This window comes from Roseomonas sp. SRI_022, assembly GCF_057586215.1.
The window spans coordinates 129,474-156,168 of record NZ_JBYCZL010000011.1 but is presented as its reverse complement, the minus strand read 5'-3'; the positions used below and the strand labels follow the sequence as shown (position 1 = coordinate 156,168).

The 26,695-nt window shown below is 69.1% G+C and carries 26 protein-coding genes and 1 pseudogene; 6 read left to right on the top strand and 21 right to left on the bottom strand.

The window, feature by feature from the left end:
- Positions 1 to 38: 38 nt before the first annotated feature.
- Positions 39 to 542, top strand: coding sequence for a cupin domain-containing protein (locus AC2YHJ_RS13340; RefSeq protein WP_487396550.1), 504 nt, complete (start codon positions 39 to 41; stop codon positions 540 to 542).
- Positions 543 to 835: 293 nt separating this feature from the next.
- Here AC2YHJ_RS13340 and AC2YHJ_RS13335 read toward each other — a convergent pair whose 3' ends face one another.
- Complete coding sequence (locus tag AC2YHJ_RS13335; RefSeq protein WP_487396549.1) at positions 836 to 1,906, bottom strand: alcohol dehydrogenase; 1,071 nt, start codon at positions 1,904 to 1,906, stop codon at positions 836 to 838.
- A 147-nt stretch (positions 1,907 to 2,053) separates the two neighbouring features.
- Between AC2YHJ_RS13335 and AC2YHJ_RS13330 the strand changes: the two genes are divergently transcribed.
- Complete coding sequence (locus AC2YHJ_RS13330; RefSeq protein WP_487396548.1) at positions 2,054 to 2,689, top strand: YidB family protein; 636 nt, start codon at positions 2,054 to 2,056, stop codon at positions 2,687 to 2,689.
- 160 nt (positions 2,690 to 2,849) lie between these two features.
- On the opposite strand, the gene AC2YHJ_RS13325 is transcribed toward AC2YHJ_RS13330, so the two are convergent.
- From AC2YHJ_RS13325 to AC2YHJ_RS13295, 7 genes are all read right to left on the bottom strand, one after another.
- Positions 2,850 to 3,389, bottom strand: coding sequence for a hypothetical protein (locus AC2YHJ_RS13325; RefSeq protein WP_487396547.1), 540 nt, complete (start codon positions 3,387 to 3,389; stop codon positions 2,850 to 2,852).
- Positions 3,390 to 3,481: 92 nt separating this feature from the next.
- Positions 3,482 to 4,270, bottom strand: a complete 789-nt coding sequence (locus AC2YHJ_RS13320) for an alpha/beta hydrolase (RefSeq protein ID WP_487396546.1) — start codon at positions 4,268 to 4,270, stop codon at positions 3,482 to 3,484.
- Between the two features lie 13 nt (positions 4,271 to 4,283).
- Complete coding sequence (locus tag AC2YHJ_RS13315) at positions 4,284 to 4,532, bottom strand: YMGG-like glycine zipper-containing protein (RefSeq protein WP_487396545.1); 249 nt, start codon at positions 4,530 to 4,532, stop codon at positions 4,284 to 4,286.
- Positions 4,533 to 4,664: 132 nt separating this feature from the next.
- A complete protein-coding gene (locus tag AC2YHJ_RS13310) occupies positions 4,665 to 5,210 on the bottom strand; it encodes a hypothetical protein (RefSeq protein ID WP_487396544.1) in 546 nt (181 codons plus the stop codon).
- Positions 5,211 to 5,467: 257 nt separating this feature from the next.
- Complete coding sequence (locus AC2YHJ_RS13305) at positions 5,468 to 6,007, bottom strand: hypothetical protein (RefSeq protein WP_487396543.1); 540 nt, start codon at positions 6,005 to 6,007, stop codon at positions 5,468 to 5,470.
- 73 nt (positions 6,008 to 6,080) lie between these two features.
- Positions 6,081 to 6,797, bottom strand: a complete 717-nt coding sequence (locus tag AC2YHJ_RS13300) for a hypothetical protein (protein WP_487396542.1) — start codon at positions 6,795 to 6,797, stop codon at positions 6,081 to 6,083.
- On the bottom strand, positions 6,794 to 6,949 hold the full coding sequence (locus AC2YHJ_RS13295; RefSeq protein ID WP_487396541.1) for a hypothetical protein: 156 nt from the start codon (positions 6,947 to 6,949) through the stop codon (positions 6,794 to 6,796). Before AC2YHJ_RS13295 ends, AC2YHJ_RS13300 begins: the two co-directional genes overlap by 4 nt.
- 63 nt (positions 6,950 to 7,012) lie before the next feature.
- Between AC2YHJ_RS13295 and AC2YHJ_RS13290 the strand changes: the two genes are divergently transcribed.
- Positions 7,013 to 7,945 (top strand): 3-hydroxyacyl-CoA dehydrogenase, encoded by a 933-nt coding sequence (locus AC2YHJ_RS13290; RefSeq protein ID WP_487396540.1) that lies wholly within the window; start codon positions 7,013 to 7,015, stop codon positions 7,943 to 7,945.
- 174 nt (positions 7,946 to 8,119) lie between these two features.
- Positions 8,120 to 8,881 (top strand): DUF3592 domain-containing protein, encoded by a 762-nt coding sequence (locus tag AC2YHJ_RS13285; RefSeq protein ID WP_487396539.1) that lies wholly within the window; start codon positions 8,120 to 8,122, stop codon positions 8,879 to 8,881.
- On the opposite strand, the gene AC2YHJ_RS13280 is transcribed toward AC2YHJ_RS13285, so the two are convergent.
- The 7 genes from AC2YHJ_RS13280 to AC2YHJ_RS13250 form a co-directional block, all read right to left on the bottom strand.
- Positions 8,882 to 9,595, bottom strand: coding sequence for a metallophosphoesterase (locus AC2YHJ_RS13280; protein WP_487396538.1), 714 nt, complete (start codon positions 9,593 to 9,595; stop codon positions 8,882 to 8,884).
- Positions 9,592 to 10,470, bottom strand: coding sequence for an ABC transporter permease (locus AC2YHJ_RS13275; protein ID WP_487396537.1), 879 nt, complete (start codon positions 10,468 to 10,470; stop codon positions 9,592 to 9,594). The genes AC2YHJ_RS13280 and AC2YHJ_RS13275 overlap by 4 nt, the downstream gene beginning before the upstream one ends.
- Positions 10,467 to 11,414, bottom strand: coding sequence for an ABC transporter permease (locus tag AC2YHJ_RS13270; RefSeq protein ID WP_487396536.1), 948 nt, complete (start codon positions 11,412 to 11,414; stop codon positions 10,467 to 10,469). Before AC2YHJ_RS13270 ends, AC2YHJ_RS13275 begins: the two co-directional genes overlap by 4 nt.
- On the bottom strand, positions 11,415 to 12,938 hold the full coding sequence (locus AC2YHJ_RS13265; protein WP_487396535.1) for an ABC transporter substrate-binding protein: 1,524 nt from the start codon (positions 12,936 to 12,938) through the stop codon (positions 11,415 to 11,417). It lies immediately after the preceding gene.
- Complete coding sequence (locus tag AC2YHJ_RS13260) at positions 12,935 to 13,990, bottom strand: ABC transporter ATP-binding protein (protein WP_487396534.1); 1,056 nt, start codon at positions 13,988 to 13,990, stop codon at positions 12,935 to 12,937. Before AC2YHJ_RS13260 ends, AC2YHJ_RS13265 begins: the two co-directional genes overlap by 4 nt.
- Complete coding sequence (locus AC2YHJ_RS13255) at positions 13,987 to 15,057, bottom strand: ABC transporter ATP-binding protein (protein WP_487396533.1); 1,071 nt, start codon at positions 15,055 to 15,057, stop codon at positions 13,987 to 13,989. Before AC2YHJ_RS13255 ends, AC2YHJ_RS13260 begins: the two co-directional genes overlap by 4 nt.
- A 120-nt stretch (positions 15,058 to 15,177) precedes the next feature.
- Positions 15,178 to 16,485: an NtaA/DmoA family FMN-dependent monooxygenase gene (locus tag AC2YHJ_RS13250; protein ID WP_487396532.1), complete on the bottom strand. Its 1,308-nt coding sequence runs from the start codon at positions 16,483 to 16,485 to the stop codon at positions 15,178 to 15,180.
- 170 nt (positions 16,486 to 16,655) lie between these two features.
- Between AC2YHJ_RS13250 and AC2YHJ_RS13245 the strand changes: the two are divergent.
- Positions 16,656 to 19,205: pseudogene (locus AC2YHJ_RS13245) on the top strand (arylsulfatase).
- A 1-nt stretch (position 19,206) separates the two neighbouring features.
- Positions 19,207 to 19,557 carry a hypothetical protein gene (locus tag AC2YHJ_RS13240; protein ID WP_487396531.1) on the top strand — a complete coding sequence of 117 codons (351 nt, stop codon included), beginning with the start codon at positions 19,207 to 19,209 and terminating at the stop codon, positions 19,555 to 19,557.
- Positions 19,558 to 19,591: 34 nt separating this feature from the next.
- Here the strand turns inward: AC2YHJ_RS13240 and AC2YHJ_RS13235 are convergent, their stop codons facing one another.
- The 6 genes from AC2YHJ_RS13235 to AC2YHJ_RS13210 form a co-directional block, all read right to left on the bottom strand.
- Positions 19,592 to 20,581, bottom strand: coding sequence for a branched-chain amino acid ABC transporter permease (locus AC2YHJ_RS13235; protein WP_487396530.1), 990 nt, complete (start codon positions 20,579 to 20,581; stop codon positions 19,592 to 19,594).
- Between the two features lie 3 nt (positions 20,582 to 20,584).
- Positions 20,585 to 21,481, bottom strand: coding sequence for a branched-chain amino acid ABC transporter permease (locus AC2YHJ_RS13230; protein WP_487396529.1), 897 nt, complete (start codon positions 21,479 to 21,481; stop codon positions 20,585 to 20,587).
- A gap of 17 nt (positions 21,482 to 21,498) precedes the next feature.
- Positions 21,499 to 22,716 carry an ABC transporter substrate-binding protein gene (locus tag AC2YHJ_RS13225; protein WP_487396528.1) on the bottom strand — a complete coding sequence of 406 codons (1,218 nt, stop codon included), beginning with the start codon at positions 22,714 to 22,716 and terminating at the stop codon, positions 21,499 to 21,501.
- 81 nt (positions 22,717 to 22,797) lie between these two features.
- Complete coding sequence (locus AC2YHJ_RS13220; protein ID WP_487396527.1) at positions 22,798 to 24,030, bottom strand: ABC transporter substrate-binding protein; 1,233 nt, start codon at positions 24,028 to 24,030, stop codon at positions 22,798 to 22,800.
- A 65-nt stretch (positions 24,031 to 24,095) separates the two neighbouring features.
- Positions 24,096 to 25,322 (bottom strand): ABC transporter substrate-binding protein, encoded by a 1,227-nt coding sequence (locus tag AC2YHJ_RS13215; protein ID WP_487396526.1) that lies wholly within the window; start codon positions 25,320 to 25,322, stop codon positions 24,096 to 24,098.
- 85 nt (positions 25,323 to 25,407) lie between these two features.
- On the bottom strand, positions 25,408 to 26,646 hold the full coding sequence (locus AC2YHJ_RS13210; protein ID WP_487396525.1) for an ABC transporter substrate-binding protein: 1,239 nt from the start codon (positions 26,644 to 26,646) through the stop codon (positions 25,408 to 25,410).
- Between the last annotated feature and the right edge of the window lie 49 nt (positions 26,647 to 26,695).

Here is a 26,695-nt window from a genome sequence, read left to right as displayed (position 1 = left end):
ATGGGCAAGGGCTTTCCAACCAACAAGGGCGCCGCAGTATGCATGAGCACCGCAACGACGGCGCGCAGTTAATCTTCCTCCAGGACGGGGGCGCCATCCCGAACAACCCGCGCCTGCCCGTGCTGCTGCATCGCGGTGCCGTCCCCGCCGGCGACCCCGCCGCGGCCGAGGCCCTGTTCCGGACCCATGGCTGGCGCCCCGCCTGGCGGAACGGCATCTACGATTGGCACCACTACCACTCCAACGCACATGAGGCGCTCGCGATCGTCGATGGCGCCGTGCGCGTGCAACTCGGCGGCGAGGCTGGCGTGCAGTTGGACCTGGTCGCCGGAGACGTGGTCGTGCTGCCGGCGGGGACCGGGCATCGGAACCTCGGTACGGATGGCGCGCTGCTCGTAGTCGGCGCCTACCCGCAGGGCTCCGCGCCCCCGGACCAGTTGCACGGTGCGCCGGAGGAAGGCGAACGCGCACGGCATGCCATCGCGGCGACGGCGGACCCGGCGCGGGATCCGGTTACGGGTGCGGGGTATCCGACCACGTGAAGGCAGCAGGCGGAGAAGGGCTTCGCCCCTCTCCGCACCTCACCCCACCAAAGGCCGAGAGGCCTTTGGAAACCATCACTTGGTATTGGGCAAAGCGCGCTTCGTGAGGACGAAAGGCGCGTTGCGCACGGCGCCGAGAATTCGCTCCGAACGTCGTGCTTGCCGCGCACGTCCTTGTGCAGAGTCGGAGTCCCCTGCCCTGCACCAAATGCCGGCGGTCCAGGGGGCACTGCCCCCTGGCGGGGAGAGGCTCGGAGAGGGACGGCGCCCCTCTCCGAAGCCACACGCCGATGCTACGCCGCGCTCGCCGTCAGCACGATCCGGCCGACCACCTTGCCGTCCTTTAGCCGGTTCAACGCGGCATCGGCCTGGTTCAGCGGCATGTTGGTGATCGGGATCGCCGGCAGCGCCCCGGATTGCGCGATCGACACCAGTTCGCGCAGCTCCTTCACATTGCCGACATAGCTACCCTGGATCGTCAGCGCGCGGATCGGCATCAGCGGCAGGGGGATGTTCATCTCACCGCCGAACAGCCCGACCTGCACGAGCTTGCCGCCCTTGCGCAGCGCATCGAAGGCGAAGCGCGCCGTGTCGGTGCCGTTCACCAGGTCGACAATCGCACCGACCTGACCGCCGGCAGCTTCGACGATGCGCTTGGCGGTATCGGGGCCATCGGCAAGCACCGTGTCGGTCGCCCCTTCCTTCTTCGCCGCGTCCAGCTTGCCCTGCGCCACGTCGACCACGACGATGCGCTTGTGGCCCTTGGCCCTCAGCACGGCGATGGCGTTGAGTCCGAGCCCGCCGGCGCCGACCAGCACGATCGGCTCGTCGGGCGGCATCGGCATCACCTTGTTGATGGCGCTGAACACCGTGATGCCAGAGCACGCATAGGTCGCGGCCAGCGACGGGTCGAGGTTGCCGAGCGGCACCAGATGGCGCGGTTCGGGTGCGACCACATGCGTCGCATAGCCGCCGTTCTGATAGACGCCGAGGGAGGCCGGCTTGACCCGGCACATGTTGTCCTCATCCGCCAGGCATTCGGCGCATTTGCCGCAGCCGACCCAGGGGAAGACGATCATGTGGTCGCCGACCTTGAGGCCGGCGCCGTTGGCCTCCGGCCCCCATTTCAGCACCTTGCCGACGATCTCATGGCCCATCGCCAGCGGCAGCACCACGCCGCGATCGGTCAGGCGCATCTTGCCGCGGCTGCCGAGGTCATACTCGCCTTCCCAGATATGCAGGTCGGAATGGCAGACGCCGGCATGCGTGATCTCGAGCAGCACCTGCTTGCCGCTGGGCTCGGGTGTCGGCAGCTCGATTTCCTTGAGCGGCTTGCCGGTTTCGATCACTGCCCAGGCGCGCATGGCGATTCCTCCGTTTGGTCAGGCACAGGCGGGCATCCGACCAAGCGGCGCCCCGGTGGTCAAGTGAAGGGGAGCCCACGCAAGCAGCGCGCCCGGCGCGCAGCAAACCGCTATTGTCGCCGCCGCTGCCATCACGGGAGAACGACCATGACGGACAAGTTCGACGAAGGTGGGATCGGCGCGCTGCTCGGCGCGCTGACCGGCGGGCGCGGCGGGGTGGATGGCCTCGGCGACCTGGTGGGGCGCCTGCGGCAAGGCGGCCTGCAGGAGGAAGTGGACAGCTGGATCGGCCCTGGCGCGAACCAGGATGTCTCGCCGGATCGCCTGGCGGGCGCGCTCGGGCAGGATGAGATGGCCGGGCTCGCGCAGCGCCTCGGCCTGGGCGGTGGGCAGGGCGGCGGTGGGGCGATGGCGGGGATCCTCGCCCAGTTGCTGCCGCAACTGATCAATGGGCTGACGCCACAGGGGCGCGTGCCACAATCCGATGCCGAGTATGGCGCAGGCGGCATGGGCGGCCTGCTGTCGCAGATGATGGGCGGCGCCGGGCAAGCGCCGGCCAGTGGTGGCGGTGGTGGTGGCCTCGCCGGAATGCTCGGCGCGCTGATGGGCGGTGGCGGCGGATCGGCGGGCGGGCTCGGGGCGCTGCTCGGCGGGCTTGCCGGCGGCGACGATGCCCCAGAGCCATCGGGCAAGCCGGGCATGGGCGGAACGGGCCCGCTCGACAAATCGAATCTCGGTAGCGGTGGCGGCCCGCTCCCGCAGAAGCCGCGCCCGCTGCGCTGAGGGTTGTCACCAGCAGGCGCTGTTCGAACCTCGCCGGCGGTGCGCGTTCCACACCGCGCACAGGCCCGGCTGTTCCCCAGGAACCGGAACGTCCAGGACGCGAGCTTCCTTGCTGGCAGGATCCAAGGGCGCAACGCCCCTGGATGGGGTCCCTAGGCGCTCAGTGCACCGCCCCCTGCACCGGGTCGGTCACGAGTGATTCCCAAGCGCCCATCACGTCGCGCACCTGCGGCGGCGCGGACAGGCGGCGTACCGTCTCCTGCGGCCCCAGAGGGAAGGTGTTGCGCGGCAGGGCGCGCGCCAGAGCGGCCTGGTCGTTCCCATCGATGGCGCGTGCTGCCCCGGCGAGGCCGTTGATCACCGCCTGGCCGGGCGCGCGCTCGGGGATGCCCAATGCACGGCGGGCCTCCCAGCGGGATTGCTGGATGCCGTTCAGGCCGACGCTGCTCGCCCGCTGCCAGCGCGGGTTGTTGGGCAGGCTGTCGGCCAGCCATTCGAGTTCGGCGATGGCACGGGCCGCCGCGGCGGGTTGATTGGGCTGCGGGTTGCGGAAGAAGCCAGCGACCTCCCGCCCGACGCCGAGCACCGGTTGATTCGTGGCGCCGGGCGCGGCGACGCCTGCCGGTAGGGTCGGCGACGGCGCCTGCGGCGCACAGGCGGCGACGAGCAGAAGCAGCGCAAGGGCGGGGCGATGGCGCATGGGTTCCTCCGATCGGGCATCTGGGGCAGCGGGACTGCCGAAGGCGGACGGTATCATGCGTCGGGCGTGCGCGAGTCCTAATGACTCCGAAATCAATGCAGACTTCCAAGAAATATCATCGCGGCGCGCATCGCCTGCCCGGACGGGTCGTTGAGCACCGCGGGATGCGCTGTCCCGGGCAGCACCACGACCCGCGCCTGTCGCGCCGCTTCCGCCATGCGTCGTGCGTGGTCGGGCGGCGTCAGCCGATCGCCCGCGCTGGCCACCACCAGGACGGGCGCGGCGATACCCGGCATGCTGGTCAGGCTGTCGAAGCGGTGGCGAAGCAGCAGGCCGGTTGGCAGCCAGGGATAAGTCGCGGCGGCAAGATCGGCGACCGAGGTGAAGGGGCTCTCCAGAATCACGCCAGCAATGTCGTCACGCCCTTCGGCAAGGCGGGTGACGACGGCGGTACCGAGGCTCTCGCCCCAGAGCACCAATGGCGCGCGGGGAAAGGCCTGTCGTGCCCAGGCGAGGACTGACGCCGCATCGGCGACGAACCCCGCTTCCCCGGGCCGGCCGGGATTGCCGCCATAACCGCGGTATTCCGCAAGAACAACGCTATATCTGGCATTCTTCAGAATATTGCCGAGCTCGATACGATCCTCGGCGTTGCCTCCATTGCCGTGGAAGTGCAGCACGACCGGCCGGTCGGGCGGCGCCCGCGTGACCAGGCTGGCCAGATCGAGCCCATCGGCGCCCCGCAGCACGACCCGCTCCCATCCCGGCGGCGCCGCGATCACGCGGGCGTCCGGCAGGAAGATCAGTCTCTCCTGGCCAAACCACAACGCGCAGCCCAGCAGGATCGGCAGTGCCGTCGCCAAGGCCAGCGTGGTCAGCATGCGCCGCATCGCCTCACGGCTGGCAGGACTGCGATCCGGCCGCAAGACCCGCTAGCGCGCCAACCCCGGCGCCGATCGCAGCCCCACGCCCGGCATCGGCGCTGAAGGATCCCGCCGCCGCGCCAATCCCGGCACCGATCGCCGCGCCATAGGCAGCGCCCGCGGCCGGGTCCTCGCAGACCGGGGTCGCCGGCAGCGGCACGGCAACCGGCTGCACGACGACGCAGCCAGCAAGCGGAATCAGAAGGAGCAGCCGGATCATGCCGCCCACCCTGCCCGGCTATTCGGGCCGGACCAAGGCCACCGGGCTAGGGCCGATCCCGATCGGGTGACGGCGCTCGCGCCGGCACAGGGCTAGCGTCGTTGCCGTGAGCCACCGCGAACGGGAACGGCTCTAGCGCAAGCGTCCCGGCGACGCCCCGGCGGCGAGTGCCCAATAGGCCTGCATCACGTCCGGGATCGCGGGCGGCGCGGACAGCCGCTGCACCGTCGTCTGCGGTCCAAGCGTGAAGACGTTGCGCGGCAGGGCACGTGCCAGCGCGGCCTGGTCGTTGGCATCGATCGCCCGCGCCGCAGCGGCGAGGCCATTGACCACCGCCTGGCCTGATGCCTGCTGCGGAATGCCGAGTGCCCTGCGTGCCGTCCAGCGCGATTCAATGAGGCTGTTGATGCCCACATCGCTTGCGGTCATCCAGCGGGGGTTGTTGGGCAGCGTATCCGCAAGCCATTCGAGTTCGGCGATGGCACGGGCAGCCGCGGCGGGTTGGTTCGGCTGTGGGTCACGGAAGAAGGCCACGACCTCCTGCCCCACCACGACGATCGGGTCGCGGCCGACGGCGGCTGTCGAGCCGCCAAGGCTCTGCGGCAAGGTCGGCGGCGGGCCCTGGGGCGCGCATGCGGCGACGGCAAAGGCCAGCAGCAGGGCGGAACGGTGAACCATGGCTTCCCCTCCGAGGATCAAGCAGCGAAACAATCGGACAGCGCAACGCAACGCGCAACACATGGCTGGCTGACCCACCGTGGCGCGCCTCACGCGCAACAGCGCCGTCCGTGGCGGCGGTGATTCTGTTCCCCGGGGAGCATTGCCCAGGTCCAGCGCAACCGCCCAATGGAGGCATGGCGCGTGGCCGGCCCAACGGCTTCGGCCTGAGAAGACCGCCTGAGAATGTGCCGTCCGGCGTATTTTCAAGCAGACGCTCAACGAATGCGGGCAGCACCCCCAGGACCGCCCTGCAGCGCCCAGGCGGCCTGCATCACGCTCGGCACGGAGGGCGGCTGGGACAGGCGCTGCACCGTCGCCGCCGGGCCAAGCGGGAAGATGGCGCGCGGCAGGGCGGCAGCGAGGGCGGTCTGGTTGTTCGCCGTGATGGCGGTGGAGGCAGCGGACAGGCCGTTGATCACCCCCTGGGTCGGCGCGTTGTTGGGAATGCCAAGCGCGCGGCGGGCTTCATTGCGCGCCTGCGCGAGGTCATTGAGGCCGGTGGCGCTCGCCGTCTGCCAGCGCGGGTTGCGCGGCATGGTGTCCGCCAGCCATTCGAGTTCAGCGATGGCGCGGGCCGCGGCCGCCGGTTGGTTCGCCTGGGGGGCACGGAAGAAGCCGACGACTTCCTGCCCGACCGCGACGACGGGGTCGCGCCCGACCATGGCCTCGGAAGCGCCGGGCAGGGTGGGCGGCGGACCCTGGGGGGTGCAGGCGGCGGCGAGCAGGGTCAGCAGGACTGCGGAGCGGCGAAGCATGGACGTGTTCTCCCGTTGGCGGGTTAACGTTCTGCAACACTAGCACGCTGGCGGCGAACCGGCCCGCGCTGCGTCAACCGTACCCTTCCTGCCGCAGCCGATCGCCAAGCACCTTCACTTGAACGGCCAGCGCCGCGCTTTCCTGTTCGCGCAGGCGCGTGCGCAGGTCGCGGGCGGCGGCCTCCATGTCGCGCAGCAGGACCGGCAGGCCCGGCGGGGATTCAGCGCCGGCCGCGAGCCGCCCGGCGATGCGCTCCAGCCCGTCCAGGTTCACGCCGAGGAAGCGCCGCGCCTCGGCAAGGCGTTCGGGCCGGTGTTCGAATTCGTCGAGCACGGCGCCGATGGCGACCGCAACGGGCACGAGGCGCGGTTCGGACACACGGCGCGCGGTCTCGATGATCGCCAGCAGCCGGGCGCGGGCGTCGTCGAGCGGGCCGGGTGGCGGCGGTTCTGCCAGCGGCGGCGGCGCAGGCGCTTCGACAATGCCGGTGTAGAGCAGCTGCGTGCCGCCCCAGGCGCCGGCGCCGAGCAGCAGCGCGGCGACGGGCCCGGCCTCGGCACTAAGGAAGGCGACGAGGGCCGCCGCCGCACCCATCGCACCCGCCGCGAGTTGCGCATCCCCTGCCCGGCCGCGCCGCATCAGCCAGGTCGCGGCCATCGGCAGCGCGATGCCGAGCACGCAGCCGAGCAACGCCCATTCGCGGCCGGCGAACAGGTTCACGAGCGTCGCGGGCAGCAGCGGCAGCACCGTGAAGGGCAGCAGCCAGCGCCGCCAGAAGGCGGAGATCATGTCGGCACCAACGCGAAGATGGCGCGGAACAGCGCCAGCAGCCCGGCGATCCACATGGTTCCGCCAAGCAGGAAGAAGCCCAGCATGCGCGTGCCGAACGGCGGCGGCGCGGTGGGCGGGGCGACGAAGGGTGCGTTGCGATGTTCGCTCACGCGGACTTAGATCGCCCAAGGGGGCGGCGCGTTCAAGGCGCCGACGGGGGTAAGGACGCTCGCATGGAACGGATTGCGGTGGTTGGCGCGGGGCTGATCGGCAGCGCCTGGGCGATGGTGTTCTCGCGCGCGGGACACGCCGTGCGCGTCTGGGACCCCGCCCCCGGCGCATCCGAAGCGGCGATGGGCGTGGTGCGGGCGCGGCTGTCCGACCTGCACGCGGCAGGGCTGATCACCGAGGCCCCGGAAGCCGTCGCCGCGCGCGTCGCCGTGGCGGCGACGCTGGAGGAATGCCTCGCCGGTGCCGATCATGTGCAGGAGAACGGGCCGGAGCGGGTCGAGGTGAAGCGCGAGACCTTCGCGCGGCTCGATGCGCTGTGCGGGCCGGATGTGGTGCTGGCCTCCTCTACCTCGGGGATTCCGGCGAGCGCCTTCACCGAGCCGCTGGCCGGCCGGGCGCGCTGCCTGGTCGCGCATCCGGTGAACCCGCCCTACCTCGTGCCGCTGGTCGAGCTGGTGGGCGCGCCGTGGACCGATCGGGCGGTGGTGGCGCGCACGCGCGCGCTGATGGGCAAGGTCGGCCAGGTGCCGGTCACCGCGATGAAGGAGACACGCGGCTTCGTGCTGAACCGGCTGCAGGCGGCGCTCGTTGCCGAGGCCTTCCGCCTGGTGCGGGACGGCGTGATGTCGGTCGAGGATGTCGATGCCTGCGTGAAGGATGGGCTCGGCCTGCGCTGGTCCTTCATGGGGCCGTTCGAGACGATCGACCTGAACGCGCCGGGCGGCGTCGCGGATTACGTCGCGCGCTTCGGCCCGCTGATGGGCGGCATCACCGAGGAACAGGCGCCGTACCTCTACGACGCCCCGACGGTGACGCGGGTGACGGAGGCGCGGCGCGCGGCACTAGCGGTGGACGCGATCGGCGACCGGTCGGCTTGGCGCGACCGGCGGCTGATGGCGCTGGCGGCGCATAAGAAGGGGCAGCCGCGCGGCTGACGAGCCGGCGCGCCATGTGACGTGACGCGCTGGCGCCTGGGTGCTGCGCGGTGCGACACGTCGAAGCGGGCTGGATCAGCCGCCGGCGGCTGAGCAATGCTGACAGCCCGGAAGCGGAGAGGAATCATAATGATCATCGACCGCGCGAAACGCGCCTGCGGGGTGGGCTGAGCGATGCGGCGCATCATTCCCGCGCTGATCCTGCTGCTCGGGGTGGGGCTGCTGGCTGGGTCCGGCTACGCCGCCTGGCGGGAGTTCGAGTTCCGCCGCGGCGCGATCGAGACCAATGGCCAGGTGGTCGAGATGCTCTCGCGTTCGAGCCGCGACCGCGACGGGCGAACCTCACGCACCTACACGCCGGTCTTCATCTTCACCCTGCCGGACGGGACGAAGCGGCGGGTCGAAGGCGGCGTCGCCTCCAACCCGCCCTGCTGCACGGTGGGCGAGACGATCCGCGTCCGCTACCGCCCCGAGGCGCCGGAGCGTGCGCAGATGACCGGCTTCATGGAGAGCTGGTTCGTCGCGACGATGCTCGGCGGCATGGGGGCGGTGTTCACGCTGGTCGGCTTGGCGGTGACGGGCCTCACGGGGCGGTCGACGGGCCTGGCGGCATTGCCGGGCACGCCGCCGGTTGCCCCGCCGGCCAATACCGTCACCTTCCAGGTGCCGCTCGCCGGGCTGCGGCGGGACCAGGGTCCGGAGGGGATGCGCTGGATCGTGCAGGCGCGGTGGTCCGACCCGCGCAGCGGCGTGCAGCGGCTGTTCGAAAGCCCGCCCATTCCCTTCGACCCGGTGCCGCAGATGCGGAGCATGTCGGCCGTGCCGGTCACCTTCAATCCCGGCGACCCGAACGGCACGTATGCGATGGACCTGTCCTTCCTGGTCGCGCCGGGTCCGCAGGCGGCAGCACCTGTGGGGCCGGTGCGGCGCGGCTGATCAGGCCTGCAGGAAGCCGAGGCGATCCCCCTCGAACACCCCGCAGGTGAGCGGACCGCCTGACCAGGCGGCGGTGTCGAGGCAGATGCGGTTGTCGCGCACCACCGGCTGGAAGCCCGCCGTGTGGCCATGCACCACGACGACGCCGTGGTCGCGCTCGGAACCGAGGAAGTCGTGGCGGATGCGGATCAGGTCCTCGCGCGACTGGTCCTCCAGCGCGATGCCGGGGCGGATGCCGGCATGGACGAACAGGTAGCCCCCTTCCTGATGGTGCAGGTGCAGCCGGCGCAGGAAGCGCAGATGCTTGGGCGAGAAATGCTCGGGCCAGGCCTCGCGCGGTGATTCCGGGTCGATGCCCCAGGATTCCAGCGTCGCGCGCCCGCCGCCCCACAGCCAGTCCGCAGCCGCCGCGCCGTCGCCATCCAGCGCGGCCAGCATCGTTTCCTCGTGGTTGCCGGTGAGGTTCAGGACGTCGGCGCCGGGGACGGCATCCTCCTCGATCAGGTAGTCCAGCACCGCGCGACTGTCGCCGCCCTTGTCCACGTAGTCGCCGAGATGCAGCAGGAGCGCCGAGGCGACCGGGCGTGCGTTCAGGTCGGCGGCGATCTGGCGATGCAGGTCGCGCAGCTTGGCGATGGAGCCGTGGATGTCGCCGATGACATAGACGCGCCGCCCGCGCGGCAGCGCGGCGGGAGCTTGCCGGAGTTCGATCATGATTTGTCGGCGCGGGGGTCGAGCGCGTCGCGCAACCCGTCGCCCATCAGGTTGAAGGCCAGGACCACGACCATGATGGTAACGCCGGGGAAGATGGACAGCCAGGGCGCCTGGGTCAGGAAGCGCTGGGACGAGTTCAGCATCGACCCCCAGGACGGATTGGGCGGCTGCATGCCGAGGCCGAGGAAGGACAGCGCGGCCTCGGCGATGATGGCCTCGGCAATGGCAAGCGTCGCCTGCACCAGCAGCGGCGGGATGATGTTGGGCAGCACATGGACGAAGGCGGTGCGCCAGGCGGGATTGCCGAGGGCGCGCGCGGCTTCGATCCAGTCGGTCGCCTTGGCGTCCAGCGCCATGCCGCGCGACAGCCGCACGAAGACCGGCGATGCGGTGATGGCGATGGCGAGCATCGCGTTCTCGAGCGCCGGACCGAGGAAGGCGGCAAGCGCGATGGCGAGGATCAGGAAGGGCACGGAGAGCATCGCATCCGCGATGCGGGAGATGATCGCATCCACCCAGCCGCCTGCGAGCCCAGCCAGCAACCCGAGTGGCACGCCGAGAATCAGCGCCCCCATCACCGAGACGACGCCCGCCATCATCGAGGCCCGCGCGCCCCAGATGACGCGGGAGAGCACGTCGCGCCCGTTCTCATCCGTGCCCATCCAGAAATCCCAGGAGGGCGGCTTGCGGATGCGCGACCAAGAGGTCTGGAGCGGGTCATAGGGCGCGATGACCGGCGCGAGGATGGCGACCAGGATGAAGGCCAGCACGATGACCAGCCCGAACACCGCGAGGCGATGGCGCAGGAAGCGCTTGATGGCGCGACGCGTCGGGCTTTCGCCGGCCGGGATGGCGGCGGGGACGGTGGCGCTCATGCCTGCCGTAGCCTTGGGTTGATGGCCATGTAGAGCAGGTCAGCGATCAGCGAGAGGACGACGAAGATCAGTGCCGTTGCCAGCACCACCCCCTGCACCACCGGGTAGTCGCGGTTGAACACCGCATCGACGATCAGCTTGCCGAAGCCGGGAATGGTGAAGATCTGCTCGGTCAGCACCGCACCGGCCAGCAGCCGGCCGAACTCGATGGCACCGAGCGTGACGACGGGGATCAGCGCGTTGCGCAGCGCGTGCTTCCAGACGACGACGCGTTCACGCAGCCCCTTGGCGCGGGCGGTGCGGACATAATCCTGCGACAGCGCCGTGAGCATAGCGGCGCGGGTATGGCGCATCAGCACCGAGGCCACACCCGTCCCCAGCACGAAGGCCGGCATGATGGTGGTGGCGAGCGACTGCACCAGATCCTCGGTCGGCGACACGTAGCCGGAGGGCGGCAGCCAGCCCAGTTCCACGCTGAAGAGCAGGATCATCATAATCCCGAGCCAGAAATTCGGCGTCGAGATGCCGAACAGCGCCGCGCCATTCGCCGCCCAGTCGGACGGCGTGTCCTTTCTGACGGCGGAGACGATGCCGAGCGGCACGCCGATCAGGATGGCGATGATGAAGGCCATGGAGGCGAGTTGGAATGTCACCGGCAGCTTGGTCAGGATCAGTTCGCTGACTGGCACGCGGATGCGCCAGGAGAAGCCGAAATCCCCGGTCAGCACCTTGCCCATCCAACGCAGGTATTGCTCGGGGATGGAGCGGTCGAGGCCGAGCTCGGCGCGGATGGCCGCGAGCACCGCGGGGTCGCCGCGTTCCTCCCCGGCCAGGATCAGCGCCGGATCCCCGGGCATGAGCTGCTGCAGCCCGAAGATCAGGATGGACAGGATCAACAGGGTGGGGATCACCTGCCCCACCCGGCGCAGCAGCCAGATGCCCACTTATTGGAACCGCATGCCCTGGAGGCGGATCATGCCGTCGGCGATCGGCCGGTAGCCGGTCAGCCGCGCCTGATGCGCCATGATGTTCTTGCGGTGCCAGAGATAGACGCGGTTCGCATCCTGGCCGAGCGAGATGCGCAGCACCTGCGCGTAGAGGTCGCGCCGCTTTTCGAAGTCGAGTTCCACCCGCGCGGCGTCGAGCAGCCGGTCCACCTCGGCATTCGAGTAGCGGCCATCATTCTGCCCGCCCCCGGTGCGGGAGAAGGTGAAGATGTTGCCGTCCGGGTCGGTGCGGCCCGACCAGCCGACCAGGTAGGTCTGGAACTCGCCGCGCGTCGCCGCCTGCAGCGAGGACGCGAATTCCATCGCGCGCAGGGTCAGGGTGAAGCCGGCCTCGGCGACCATGGACTGGATCACCTCCCCCACCTGGCGCAGGTCGGGGTTGTTCGGCACCGTCATCTCGATGGCGAGCGGGGTGGTGACGCCGGCCTCCCGCAGCAGTGCGCGGGCGCGCTCGACATTGCGCGGCTCGGGCTGGAAGTCGCGGACGTGGAAGGGGTTGGCCGGCGGGAAAGGTTGCCGCGTCGGCGTGTACATCCCCTCATAGACCACCTGGTTCACGGCGGCGCGGTCGATCGCCAGTTCGAAGGCGCGGCGCACGCGCGCATCGCGGCCGAGCGGCGTGTTCGCGCGTTCCCCGTTGCCGACATTGATGGTGATGCCCTGGTAGCCGAGCTCATCCACGGGGATGGCGCGCAGGTTGCGCGCGCGCTGGATGGTCTTCATGTCGTCGGGTTCCATCCGCTCGACGAATTCGACGGCGCCCGATTGCAGGTTGGCCAGGCGCACCGTGTTGTCGGGGATCGGCAGGTAGGTGACGCGGTCGAAGTGGATGTTGGCCGCGTCCCAGTACTCGCGGAAACGCTCGACGACGATGCGTTCCTGCGCGACGCGCTCGACGAAGCGGAAGGGCCCGGCGCAGACCGGGCGGGTGCCGAAGTTGCGGCCCAGTGCCTCCGCCGCCTTGGGGCTGACGATCATGCCGGCGCGGTCGGTCAGCGCCGCGAGGAAGGAAGCAGATGGCGTCTTCAGCACGATGCGCACGGTGCGCGGATCGACCACCTCGACGCGCTCCACCTCCGAGATCTCGGAACGGCGGAAGGAACCCTGCATGGTCAGGTGACGGTCGATGGAATAGCGGACGGCCTCGGCGTCCATCATCTCGCCATCGTGGAAGCGGACGCCCTCACGCAACGTGACGATCAGGTTCGTCGGGTTCTCCCAGCGGAAGCCGGTGGCAAGCTGGGGCACAATCTCCAGCCGCTCGTTGATGTCGAACAGCTTGTCGCACAGCGCCATATAGACGATGCGCCCGACATAGGTCCGCGACAGGGTCGGGTCGAGGATGTCGGGGTCCTCGCGCAGGCCGATACGCAGGTTCTGCGCGCTCGCAGACCCCATGGGCGCGATGGCGGGAAGAAGCAGCGCGGCGGCAGCCAGCGCGACGCGGATCGTGTTCTTCATTGCGGCACTCCCGGTTGCGGGCCTGGGGCCCGGAAGAAGGATTGCAGGCGGCGCAGCCTTTCGCCACCGGCCAGGCGATCCGGGCGCGGTTCGGGCGTCGGCAGGCGGCCATCCAGGTGGCAGGCGACGGCGTGCGGCGCGCCGGTCAGTTCCGGCACCACCATGCGACAGCGATCCTCGGCGAAGGGGCAGCGGGTGTGGAGGCGGCAGCCCGGAGGGGGAGAGATGGGCGATGGCACGTCGCCCTCGATGGGTGGGGCCTTGGCGCCATGACCGGGGACGGCGGCCAGCAGGGCGCGGGTGTAGGGGTGCTTCGGCGCGGTCAGCACCTGGTCCGCCGGCCCCTGTTCGACAATGCGGCCGAGATACATGACCGCGACGCGGTCGGCGATGTGGCGCACCACGCCGAGGTCGTGGCTGATCAGCACGAAGGTCAGACCGAGGTCGCGGATCAGGTCGGACAGAAGGTTCACCACCTGCGCCTGGACGCTGACATCGAGTGCGCTGACGGGTTCGTCGCCGATGATGAGTTTCGGCCGGGAGGCGAGCGCCCGGGCGATGGCGATGCGCTGCCGCTGGCCGCCGGAGAATTCATGCGGCCAGCGGCGCGCGAGTTCCGGCCGCAGCCCGACGCGGGAGAGCAGGTCGGCGACGCGGGCGCGTTCCTGGTTGCGCGGGACGATGCGGTGCAGGCGCAGTGGTTCGGCGACGGCCTGTTCGACCGTCATGCGCGGATCGAGGCTGGCGAAGGGGTCCTGGAAGATCAGTTGCATGTCGCGCCGGCGGGCGCGCAGCGCGGATGCAGAGAGCTTCGTCAGATCCTCGCCGGCGAAGCGCACCGTGCCAGCGTCCGGGGCGATCAGGTTCAGCATCAGCCGCCCGAGGGTGGACTTGCCGCAACCTGATTCGCCCACGATGGCAAGGACTTCGCCTTCGGCGACGGCAAGTGAGACCCCGTCCACCGCATGCACCGCGCCCGCGCGCCGCCCCAGCGCATCCCGGACCGGGAACTTCTTGGCGATGCCGTCAAGCTGGAGCAACGGTCCCGTCATGGGCCTGATGGGCCTTGCTGCTGCGCCGGGCGCACCTGCGTGACAGACAGAGAAAGGAGGGGGTCCAGGGGAGTTCCCTCCCCCGCGCTTTCTTCCAGCACCCCATCAAGCGGCGCGCGCCAGCACGCGCTGCGGTGATCGGTGGCGACTTCCACGAGCGGCGGTGCTTCGGTCGTGCAGCGCGCCACGGTGAAGGGGCAGCGCGGCGCGAAGCGGCAACCCCGCGGCGGGCTGCGCAGATCGGGCACCGTGCCCTCGATGCTGGCGAGGCGTTCGCCCGGCCGACCTTCCCCTGGCGCCGCGCCGAGCAGCCCGGCGGTGTAGGGATGCTCGGGCCGCGCGAACAGGGTCGCAGCCTGGGCCTGCTCAGCGATGCGGCCGGCATACATCACCGCGACCTCGTCGGCGTGGTCGGCGACGACGCCGAGATCGTGAGTGACGAGGATGACGGCGGTGCCAGTCTCGCGCTTCATCTCGTCGAGCAGGGAGAGGATCTGCGCTTGCACGGTGACGTCGAGCGCGGTGGTGGGTTCGTCCGCGATCAGCAGCTTTGGCCTGCAGGCGAGCGCCATGGCGATCATCACGCGCTGGCGCATGCCGCCCGAGAGCTGGTGCGGATACTGCCGCGCGCGGCGCGCGGCATCGGGGATGCGCACGCGGTCGAGCATGCGCACGGCCTCGGCGAAGGCGGCGGATTTGTCGAGGGACTGATGGAGGCGCAGCGCCTCGGCGACCTGCTCGCCTGCCGTGAAGGCGGGGTTCAGGCTGGTCATGGGTTCCTGGAAGATCATCGCCATCTCGCCGCCGCGCAGGCGCCGGCGATCCTCGGCGGGCAGCGCGGTCAGGTCGCGGCCGGCGAGGCGGATGGCGCCGCCGACCCGCGCCGTGGCCGGCAGCAGGCCCATGACGGCGAGCGCGGTGACGGATTTCCCGCAGCCGGATTCACCGACGATGGCAAGCGTCCGGCCCGGCTCGACGCGGAAGGAGACGCCGTCGAGCACCCGCAGGTTCCGCCCATCCTGGCGGAAGTCGAGCGTCAGGCCAGCGACCTCGAGCGCGGAGGTCATGCGGATTTGGACTTCCTCATGGCGTGAGGAAGCGCGGCGCAGCCCGATTGCGCAAGCCCCTCCGTGGCGGAACGATCGGGCGGCATCGCCGTCCTGCCCGCGGGGTGGGCAGCCGGCCGGTCAGAAGGCCAGCAGGTTGTCGCGGAACATGGCGTGGTCATAGGACCGGCGCGCCAGGCCCCGGCGCTGGAGTTCCGGCACCAGCCCGTCGGCGATCTCGGCGATGACGCGGCGGGACGTCTCGTTGGTGGTGACGAGGAAGCCGTCGCCGCCGATCTCCTCCATCGCCGCGCCCATCTGCTCCGCGACCTGGGCCGGGGTGCCGATCAGCGGGATGGAACCTGCGTCGGAATAGATCTCGGCTGCCTCGCGCAGCGTCTTGTTGCCGGCCTTCTTGAGGAACTCATCGAGCGATTGCTGGTGCCCATTGGTGGTCAGGCTACCGAGCGGCTTGTCGAGCGGCAGGGAACCGAAATCGAGATTGGTGATCTTGGACAGATGCGCGAGGCGGCGGGCGATCTGCTCCTCGGTGGTAGCGAGGCGGCGCTTGTGGCGAGCGCGGGCTTCTTCCTCGGTGTCGCCAAGCACGGGGGAGACGAGGAACAGCACCTTGCAGTCATCGGGATTGCGACCATGACCGGCCATGCGGGCGCGGATGTCGTCGCGATAGGCCTTCATCCCCGCCGTGCCCTTCACCATGGCGACGATGGTGTCTGAATGGCGGGAGGCGAAGGCGCGGCCGCGCGGGCTGCCGCCGGCCTGGGCGATGACGGGCTGGCCCTGCACGCAAGGGCCCGAATTCAGCGGGCCGCGGACCTTGAAGTGCTGACCCTCATGATTGATCGCATGGACCTTGCTGTGATCCACCAGCACGCCGGTCTCACGGCTGGCAACGATCGCACCCGGCTCCCAGGACCCCCACAGCTTGCGCACCACCTCCATGTATTCATCGGCGATGTCGTAGCGCTCGTCGTGCGGAGGCATGCCGTCGAGACCGAAGTTCCGCGCGGCGAAGTCGGAGGAGCCGGTCACTGCGTTCCAGCCGATGCGGCCCGAGGAGATCTGGTCGAGGCTCGCGATCTGGCGCGCCAGCAGATAGGGCGGATAGGCGAAGGTGCCGAGTGTGGTGACGATGCCGATGGACTTCGTCTCCCGCGCCAGCAGGGCGGCGACGATGGATGGATCCTGGCGCGGGGTGGACAGGCCGTGATGCAGGTAGATCTCCCGCGACCCGCCGTAGGATTCGCCGATGTAGGAGGAATCCTCGAGCAGCACGTAGTCGAAGCAGGCGCGTTCGAGGTTGCGCGTCATCTCGATGAAGAACTCCGGCACCATCCATTCGGTGCCGATGTTCCCGGTCCAGGGCTCGCCCCAGGCCTGGACGGAGGACCCCTGGAGGAACCAGCCGAGATGGAACGCCTTTGCCATGCCTGCCCTCGCGATCGATGCTGCGATGCAGCGTCGCGCGGGTCGGCGCATTGGGCAAGACGGCAGCAGGGTTGCCGGGAATGGACAGGGTTTCAGATGGCATAACGGAACCGTTATGAGAAAATGCCGTGGGGAGGACGGCCCCGCCTCTCCTCAATGGAGGGCATCACATGTCACCGATGGGCAAGTTCGCGCGCGGCCTGATGGCCACCGTCTGCACACTGGCATGGACCACGCTGCCGGGCTCGGCCCAGCAGGTTCGCGGCACGCCCGGCGCGCCAAACGCCCAGGTATTCCCCGACAGCCGCTTCCTGCCGGTGCCGACACCGCCGTTCACCGGCGCCATCATGCCGAACGCGGTGGACAGCACGCCCGCCTGGGCGCCGCAGGTGGCGCCGCCGGCGAACGCGCCGAACGTGCTGCTGATCCTGCTCGATGACGCGGGCTTCGCGTCGAATTCGGTGTTCGGCGGGGTGATCCCGACGCCGACGCTGGAACGGCTCGCGCGGAACGGCCTGACCTACACGCAGTTCCACACCACGGCGCTGTGCTCGCCCTCGCGCTCGGCGCTGCTGACCGGGCGGAACCACCATGTGGCGGGCTACGGCGTCGTGTCGGAAATGGCCACCGGCTACGACGGCTACAACGCCACCACCTCGCCGGAGACCGCGCATGGAGCGGCCACGCTGCAACTGAATGGCTACGCCACGGCCTGGTTCGGCAAGAACCACAACATCCCGCCGGCAGAAGCCAGCCCGGCAGGGCCGTTCACGCATTGGCCGGTGCGCCAGGGCTACGATTAATTCTATGGCTTCGCCGGTGGCGACACGAGCCAATGGCAGCCGGGAAACCTCTACCGCAACACCACGCCGATCCAGCCCTTCAATGGCAATCCGGGCTGGAACCTGATCACCGCCATGGCCGACGATGCGATCGGCCACATATCAACGCTGCAAGCGATCACGCCGAACCGGCCCTGGTTCATCCACTACGCGCCAGGGGCGACGCATGCGCCGCATCACCCCACGCCCGAATGGATCGCCCGCTTCCGCGGCCAGTTCGACGAAGGCTGGAACGTGATGCGCGAGCGCGTCTTCGCGAACCAGCGGCGGCTCGGCGTCATCCCCGCCAATGCGCAACTACCGCCCTGGCCGGACGAGTTGCGCCGCTGGGACGATTTGTCGGCCGATGAGCGACGGCTGTTTGCTCGCCAGGCCGAGGTCTATGCCGCCTACATGGCCTATTCGGACCACGAGATCGGGCGCGTCATCCAAGCGATCGAGGATCTCGGGCAGCTCGACAACACCCTCATCATCTTCGTCACCGGCGACAATGGGGCGAGTGCGGAGGGGCAACTCAACGGGTCGCCGAACGAGTCGAGCTTCTTCAACAATGTCGAGATCCCGGTGGCGCAGCAACTGCGATACCTCGACAGCTGGGGCAGCGACCAGACCTACCCGCATTTCGCCGTCGGCTGGTCCTGGGCCTTCGATACGCCCTTCCGCTGGACCAAGCAGATCGCCTCGCATTTCGGCGGGACGCGCAACGGCATGGTGGTGCATTGGCCACGGCGCATCACCGATCGCGGCGGTATCCGCACGCAATTCCATCACGTGATCGATGTGGTGCCCACCATCCTCGAAGCCACCGGCATACCGGCACCGACCTCGATCAACGGCATCGCGCAGCGCCCCTTCGATGGCGTCAGCATGGTCTATACCTTCGACCGCGCGAACGCGAACGCACCGACCCGCCGCAGCACCCAGTACTTCGAGATGATGGGCAATCGCGGCATCTATCACGACGGGTGGTTCGCCAACACCACGCCCGTCGCGCCGCCATGGAACGGCATGGCCCCACGCCCGACCGACGTGCTGAACGGCTTCCAGTGGGAACTCTACAACCTGGCTGACGATCCGACGCAGTTCCGCAGCGTCGCGGACCAGTATCCAGAGCGTCTTCGCATGATGCAGGGGCTGTTCCTGGCGGAAGCGGCGTGGAACCGCGTGCTGCCGCTCGACGCATCGGCGCTCGACCGCTTCCTGGTGGAGCGGCCAGGGCCCGCGGCGGGGCGCACGCAGTTCGTCTATACCTCGCCGGTCTCCTCGCTCCAGGACGCCTCGGCGCCAAACCTGCTGAACCGCGCCTGGCGCATCACCGCCGAGATCGAGGTGCCGCAGGGCGGCGCGAACGGCATGCTCGTCACCCATGGCGGGCGGTTCGGCGGCTATGGCCTGTACCTGGTCGGGGGGCGGCCGACCTTCACCTACAACTTCCTCAACATCGCGCGCGGGCGGTGGCAGGGCCCGGCGCCGACACCCGGCCGCCACACTATCGTCTTTGACTGGCAGCCCTCCACCGCCGATCGCTTCCCCCTGCCCTTCGGGCGCGGCGGCACCGGCGTCCTGTCGGTGGACGGCCAGCAGATGGCGACGCGGTCCATGCCGCGCACCATCCCCATCATCATGACGCTGGACGAGACTTTCGATATCGGCATCGACACCGGCTCGTCGGTCGATGACAACGACTACCAGGTGCCCTTCGCCTTCACCGGGCGGCTGGTGAAGCTGACGGTCGATCTCGGCGCCAGCACGGTGACGCCGGAGGCGCTGCACGACCTGCAGCGGCTGCTGGCGGCACGCAACGTTCCGCTGGTCGGGGGCATCATCGGGGACGTGGAGGATTTCGTGCAGCGCATGCAACAGGGCAGCGGACCGTGAGGTGAGGCTGCCGGCGATGCAGTTCTACGCCATTGCGGTTGGGGTCGAGGCGCTGACCGGCCTGGCACTGGCGGCAAACCCATCCTTCGTGGCGTGGCTGATCCTCGGCCATGACCTGCCGGCAGGCGTCGTCATGTTGGGCCGCGTCGCGGGTCTGGGGCTGATCGCCTTCGCGGCGGCGTGCTGGCGCTGGCCGAACGCGACGGCACGGCGCGCGATCCTGCTGTTCCAACCCCTCGTGGCGGTGCCGCTGGCGGTGATTGCGCTGTTCAGCGCGCTGGGCGGACCACTGCTGTGGCCCGCGATCCTGTACCACGTGGCGGCGGGCCTGTTGCTGGCGCGCCGGGGGTGAATCCGGAGGGGCGGCGCCCCTCCGGACCCCTGCCCTACAGCTTCACCCGCAGCAGGTTGCCGATCTCACCCACCAGGCCGCGGCGGAAGGCGAGCACCACGGCGACGAAGATCGCCCCCTGGATCACCGTGACCCAGGCGCCCATCTCGGCCAGGTAGTTCTGCATGGTCACGATGACGGCGGCACCGACCATCGGCCCGAAGACGGTGCCGAGGCCGCCGACCAGCGTCATCAGCACCACCTCGCCCGACATGGACCAATGCACGTCGGTCAGCGTCGCGATGCCGAAGACCAGCGACTTCACCCCACCCGCCACGCCGGCGATCGTCGCCGACAGGATGAAGGCCACCAGCTTGTAGTCATCGGTGCGGTAGCCGAGGGAGGTCGCGCGCGGCTCGTTCTCGCGGATCGCCTTCAGCACCTGGCCGTAGGGGGAATGGATGATGCGGTGGATCATCAGGAAGCCGATGAGGAACACCGCCGCGACGAACCAGTACATCGTCATGTCCGGCCCGAGGTCGATGACGCCGAACAGCCGCCCGCGCGGGATCGCCTGGATGCCGTCCTCACCGCCCGTGAAGGGCGCCTGGACGCAGACGAAATAGACCATCTGCGCCAGCGCGAGGGTGATCATGGCGAAGTAGATGCCCTGTCGGCGGATGGCGATCCACCCGAAGATCCAGCCCTGGATGCCGGCGACGGCCGCGCCGGCAATGACCGCGACCTCCGGCGTGAAGCCCCAGGCCTTGGCGGTATAGCCGGCGATGTAGCCGCCCATGCCGAAATAGGCGGCATGGCCGAAGGACAGCAGCCCGACATAGCCGATCAGCAGGTTGAAGGCGCAGGCGAACAGCGCGAAGCACAGCAGCTTCATCAGGAAGACGGGATAGAGGAAGTAAGGCCCGGCGATCAGCGCCGCGACCAGGATGATCAGCGCGACGAACTGCGCCCGGCTGTAGCCCAGGAAGCCCTGCGCCTCTCCGGCGGTGGACGGGATCGGCCCGGCGGTGGTCTCGGATGCCATGGCTCAGGCCCTCCCGAAAAGTCCGGCGGGTCGCGTCAGCAACACGATCGCCATGATGACGAAGATGACGGTGGCCGAGGCTTCCGGCCAATAGACCTTGGTCAGTCCCTCGACGACGCCGAGGCCGAAGCCGGTCAGCACGGAACCGAGGATCGAGCCCATGCCGCCGATCACGACCACGGCGAAGACCACGATGATGAGGTTGGTGCCCATCTGCGGGTTGACTGAGTAAATCGGCGCCGCCAGCACGCCGGCCAGGGCGGCGAGTGCGACGCCCGCCCCGTAGGTCAGCGTGATCATGCGCGGCACGTTCACGCCGAAGGCCTGCACCAGCGCCGCGTTTTCCGTCGCGGCGCGAAGATAGGCGCCAAGGCGCGTCTTCTCGATCACGATCCAGGTGGCGAGGCAGATGATCAGGGAGAACAGCACCACCCAGCCGCGATAGATCGGCATGAACATGAAGCCGAGGTCCCACGCCCCCGCCAGTTCCGCCGGGATGCGATACGGCAGGCCGGAGGAGCCGAACTCATTGCGGAAGACGCCTTCGATCATCAGCCCGATGCCGAAGGTCAGTAACAGGCCGTAGAGATGGTCGAGCTTGTACAATCGACTGATCATCAGACGTTCGATGATGACGCCGGTGGCACCCACGATCAGCGGCGCCAGCACCAGCGCCCACCAATAGCCGAGCCCTGCCCAGGCGAGCAGCATCCAGGCCACGAAGGCGCCCATCATGAACTGGGCGCCATGGGTGAAGTTGATGATGTTGAGCAGCCCGAAGATCACCGCGAGGCCAAGCGAGAGCATCGCATAGAAGGCGCCGTTGATGAGCCCGAGCAACAATTGCCCGAACAGCAGCGGCGTCGGTACGCCGGTAATGGTCTCGAGGAATTCGAGCATCGACGATCAGGTCCTTGTCACGAACGCACGAGGGAGCAGCCGCCCTCGCTGACCGGGCGGAAGGCATCCTCCGCCGGGGTGGTGGCGGCAACCTTGTAGTAATCGAAGGGTGCGCGGGATTCACCCGGACTCTTCACTTCGAACAGGAAGACCGGGTGGATCTTGCGACCATCTTCCCGGATCCGGCCGGGGCCGAAGGCATCATCATCGGTCGGCATCGCCTTCATGCGCGCGACCGCGGCGCGGCCATCGGCCTTGGCGGCCGCGGCGCCGATGTCGGCCACGGCCTTGAGGTAGTGCAGCGTGGCGCCATAGCAGCCGGCCGGCACCATGGCGGGCGGGCGGTTCTGGTTGGCCGCCCGCACGCGCTGCGTCAGCGCCCGCGTCCTGTCGTTCAGGTCCCAGTAGAACGATTCGGTCAGCAGCAGCCCCTGCGCCGATTCAAGCCCAAGCGCGTGGATGTCCATCACCCCCATCAGCAGCGCCGCGAGCTTCATGGACCGGTGCAGCCCGAATTCCCGCGCCGCCTTGATGGTGTTCACCGTGTCGGTGGAGGCATTCGCCATACCCAGCACCTTGGCGCGGGATGATTGCGCCTGCACCACGAAGGCCGAGAAATCGGTGGTCGATGGGAAGGGATAGCGCACCTGGCCGAGCACCCGCCCGCCGGCCGCGCGCACGAAATTCGCCGTGTCGCGTTCCAGCGCGTGGCCGAAGGCGTAGTCAGCGGTGATGAAGAACCAGCTGTCACCCCCGGTGCGCACGATGGCCCCGCCGGTGCCCTTGGCGAGCATCCAGGTGTCGTAGGTCCAGTGCACCGTGTTCGGGCTGCACTGCGCCCCGGTCAGATCCGAGGTCGCCGCCCCGGAATTGAGGAAGACCTTGTTCTTCTCCCGCGCGATCTGATTGATCGCCAGCGCGACCGAGGATGTCGGCACATCGACGACGGCATCGACGCCCTGGTCGTACCATTGCCGCGCCAGGTTCGCCCCGACATCGGGACGGTTCTGGTGGTCGGCGGAGATTACCTCGATGGTGAAGCCGCGATTGGCCATCTCGGCGGCGGCGGCCTGCGTCATCACCACGCTGCCCGGCCCGGTGGTGTCGCGGTACGGTCCCGACATGTCGGTCAGCACGCCAATGCGGATGGTCTGCCCCTGGGCGCGGGCGCGTGAGACCGGTGCCACCGCGGCGGCGGAACCCGCGGCGAGAAGGCTGCGACGGTTGATGTCCATGACCCTATTCTCTCCCTGTTGCCTGCCGGCGTCCGGCGGGTGGGATTCTGCGCCCCCTGCCCGCCGGGCACCCTGTCCTGTTCAGCCACGCACCAGCGAACAATTGCCTTCGGCCATCGGGCGGAAGGCCTCGTCCCCGGCGGTCGTCTGCAGCAGTTTATAGTAATCGTACTGGCCGCGGCTCTCCGAAGGCGCCTTCACCTCGAAAAGATAGGCGGGGTGCAGTTTCCGCCCGTCCTCGCGGATGCGGCCCGGGCCGAAGCAGTCGTCGTCGCAGGGCATCGCCTTCATCCGCGCGACGACCTCCGCGCCATTGGCCTTGGCGCGCGCCACGCCCATGTCGGCAACCGCCTTCAGGTAATGCAGCACCGAGGCATATCCCCCCGCATGGTTCATGCAGAGCGGCACGTTCGGCTGCAGGTTGGCCGCGACGCGCCGGGTGAAGGCGCGCGTGCGGTCGTTGAGGTCCCAGTAGAAGGTCTCGGTGCAGATCAGCCCCTGTGTCTGCTCCAGGCCGAGGGAATGCACGTCGGGCATGAACATCAGCAGCGAGGCGAGCTTCATGCCCCGTCGCGTGATGCCGAACTCCGAGGCCTGCTTGATGCAGTTGATCGTGTCGCTGCCGGCATTGGCCAGCCCGATCACCTTGGCGCGGGAGGCCTGCGCCTGCACCAGGAAGGATGAGAAATCCGAGGTCCCCGGGAAGGGCGTCCGCGCCTGCCCGAGTACGCGCCCGCCCGCGGCGCGGACGAAGGTCGCCGTGTCGCGTTCCAGCGCATGGCCGAAGGCGTAGTCGGCGGTGATGAAGTACCAGCTGTCGCCGCCCGCCCGCACGGTCGCCCCGCCGGTGGACTTCGCCAACATGTAGGTGTCGTAGGTCCAGTGCACGAGGTTCGGCGAACACGCCCGCCCCGTCAGGTCCGACGTCGCCGAGGAGGAATTGACATAGACCTTGTTCTTCTCCCGCACGACGTCGTTGACCGCGAGCGCGACCGAGGACGCGCCACCATCCACGATGCAATCGACGCCATCGCGGTCGAACCAGGTGCGCGTGATGTTGGACCCGACATCGGCGCGGTTCTGGTTGTCGGCGTAGACGACTTCGATGTTGAAGCCGCGATTGGCGAATTCCGCGGCGGCCTGCCGGACGCAGGCGAGCTCGTTGGGTCCGGTCACGTCGCGATAGGTGCCGGAGAAGTCGCACAGCAGGGCGATCTTGATGGTGTTCGCCGCCTGCGCACGCGCCCGCGACAATGGCAGGGCACCAAGCCCCGCGCCGGCCGCAAGCACGGTCCGGCGACTTATATCGGTCATACTGTTCTTCCTCCCTTGGGTTGCCGTTGCGTCTTTTCGCGCAATGTACGGTGGCGGGTCCGTCGTCAGGTGCGGACCAGCGGGCAGCCTCCATCGGCGAGCGGGCGGAATGCCTCCGCCGCCGGGGTGGTCTGCAGCAGCTTGTAGAAGTCCCACGGGCCGCGGCTCTCGGACGGCGCCTTCACCTCGAACAGGAAGGAGGGGATCAGCCGCCGCCCATCGACCCGGATGGTGCCGGTGCCGAAGCAGTCATCCTCGGACGGCGTCGCCTTCATGCGGTTCACGAGGTCGAGGCCCGAGGCCTTGGCCGCCGTCACGCCCATCGCCGAGACAGTCTTGAGGAAATGCAGCGCCGCCGAATAGCAGCCGGCATGGATCATGTTCGGATAGTTGGTCGGCGTGCGGCGCACCACGCGCTGCGTCCAGGCCCGCGTCTTGTCGTTGGTGTCCCAGTAGAAGCTCTCGGTGCAGACCAGCCCCTGCGCCGTCTGCAGCCCGATGCCGTTGACGTCGTTGACGAACAGCAGCAGCGCCGCGAGCTTGATGCCGCGCCGGGAGATGCCGAATTCCGCTGCCTGCTTCACGCAGTTCGCGGTGTCCGCACCGGCATTGGCGAGGCCGATCACCTTCGGCCGCGCGGCCGCAGCCTGCACCAGGAAGGAGGAGAAATCCGTCGTCCCCGGGAAGGGCGTGCGCACTTGCCCCAGCACCCGCCCGCCCGCGGCGCGCACGAAATTCGCGTTGTCGCGTTCCAGCGCATGGCCGAAGGCGTAGTCGGCAGTAATGAAGAACCAGCTGTCGCCGCCCGCGCGCACCATCGCCCCGCCGGTCGATTTCGCCAGCATGTAGGTGTCGTAGGCCCAATGCAGCGTCGTCGCTGCGCAGGCCGGCCCGGTCAGGTCGGCCGTCGCCGAGCCGACATTGATGTACGCCTTGTTTTTCTCCTTCGCGATCTGCGTGACCGCGAGCCCGACCGAGGAGGTCGGCACGTCAAGGATGAGATCGACGCCCTGGTCGTACCATTGCCGCGCGATGTTGGATCCGACATCGGGGCGGTTCTGGTGGTCGGCCTCCAGCACCTCGACCGTGAAGCCGTGGCTGGTGCCGAATTCCGCCACCGCTTCCCGCGTCGCGGCGACCGAGGTCGGGCCGGTATTGTCGCGATAGGTACCGGACATGTCGGTCAGCACGCCGATGCGCACGGTGTTCGCCTGGGCGCGAGCGCGCGACAGGGGCGCGATGGCGGCCGTGGCGGCACCGGCGGCGAGCAGGCTGCGGCGGGTTGGGAACATCGGGCGAGACCTCCGTAGGACGTTGCGTCTTTGTCGTTATTGCCGGGCGGGGTCGTTGCCCCGCCCGGGGATCGTCAGTGGGGTATCAGCTGCGCACGAGCGAGCAGCCGCCTTCGGCGAGCGGGCGGAAGGCCTCGTCCGCCGGCGTCGTCTGCAGCAGCTTGTAGTAGTCCCACGCGCCACGGCTTTCGCCCGGCGCTTTCACCTCGAACAGATAGGCCGGCATGATCCGGCGCCCGTCCGCGCGGATCGAGGTGGCGCCGAAGGCGTCGTCGTCCACCGGCATCTGCTTCATGCGCGCGACCGTCGCCGCGCCGTCGGCCTTGGCCGCGGCGACGCCGAGTTCCAGCACGGCCTTCAGGTAATGCATCGCACCCGAATAGCAGCCTGCCTGCGCCATGCCCGGCCGCAGGCCCTGCGGCATGGACGGCAGCACACGCTGCGTGAAGGCGCGGGTGCGGTCGTTGAGGTCCCAGTAGAAGGTCTCGGTGCAGACCAGACCCTGCGCCGTCTCCAGCCCGAGCGAATGCACGTCGGAGATGAACATCAGCAATGCGGCGAGCTTCACGCCGCGCCGCGTCAGGCCGAACTCGGCGGCCTGCTTGATCGAGTTGATGGTGTCGCCACCCGCATTGGCGAGGCCGATCACCTTCGCGCGGCTCGCCTGCGCCTGCACCAGGAAGGACGAGAAGTCGGTCGTGCCCGGAAACGGCGTGCGCACCGCACCGACCACGCGCCCGCCGGCGGCGCGCACGAAGTTCGAGGTGTCGCGTTCCAGCGCATGGCCGAAGGCGTAGTCCGCGGTGATGAAGAACCAGCTGTCGCCACCCGCGCGCACCATCGCGCCACCCGTGCTCTTGGCGAGCATGTAGGTGTCGTAGGTCCAGTGGATGGTGTTCGGCGAGCAGGCTGAGCCCGTGAGGTCCGAGGTCGCGCCCGAGGAGTTGATGTAGACCTTGTTCTTCTCCCGCACGACGGTGTTCACCGCCAGCGCGACCGAGGAGGTCGGCACATCGATGATCATGTCGACGCCGTCGCGGTCGATCCACTGGCGGGTGATGTTCACGCCGACATCGGGGCGGTTCTGGTGGTCGCCCACCACCACCTCGACATTCAGGCCGCGATTGGCGGCGCCGAGATCGGCAATGGCCTGGCGTACGCAGGACACCGAACCCGGGCCGTTCACATCCCGGTACAGGCCGGACTGGTCGTTCAGCACGCCGATCTTGATGGTGTTGGCGGCCTGGGCCCGGGCACGGTGCAGCGGCAGCGCGCCGAAGGCGGCGCCCGCGGCAAGAAGGCTGCGGCGGTTCAACTCGGTCATTCTTCTCTCCCTGGTGTCATCATCGGTGGAACGGGCGGGGTTGTTCCCC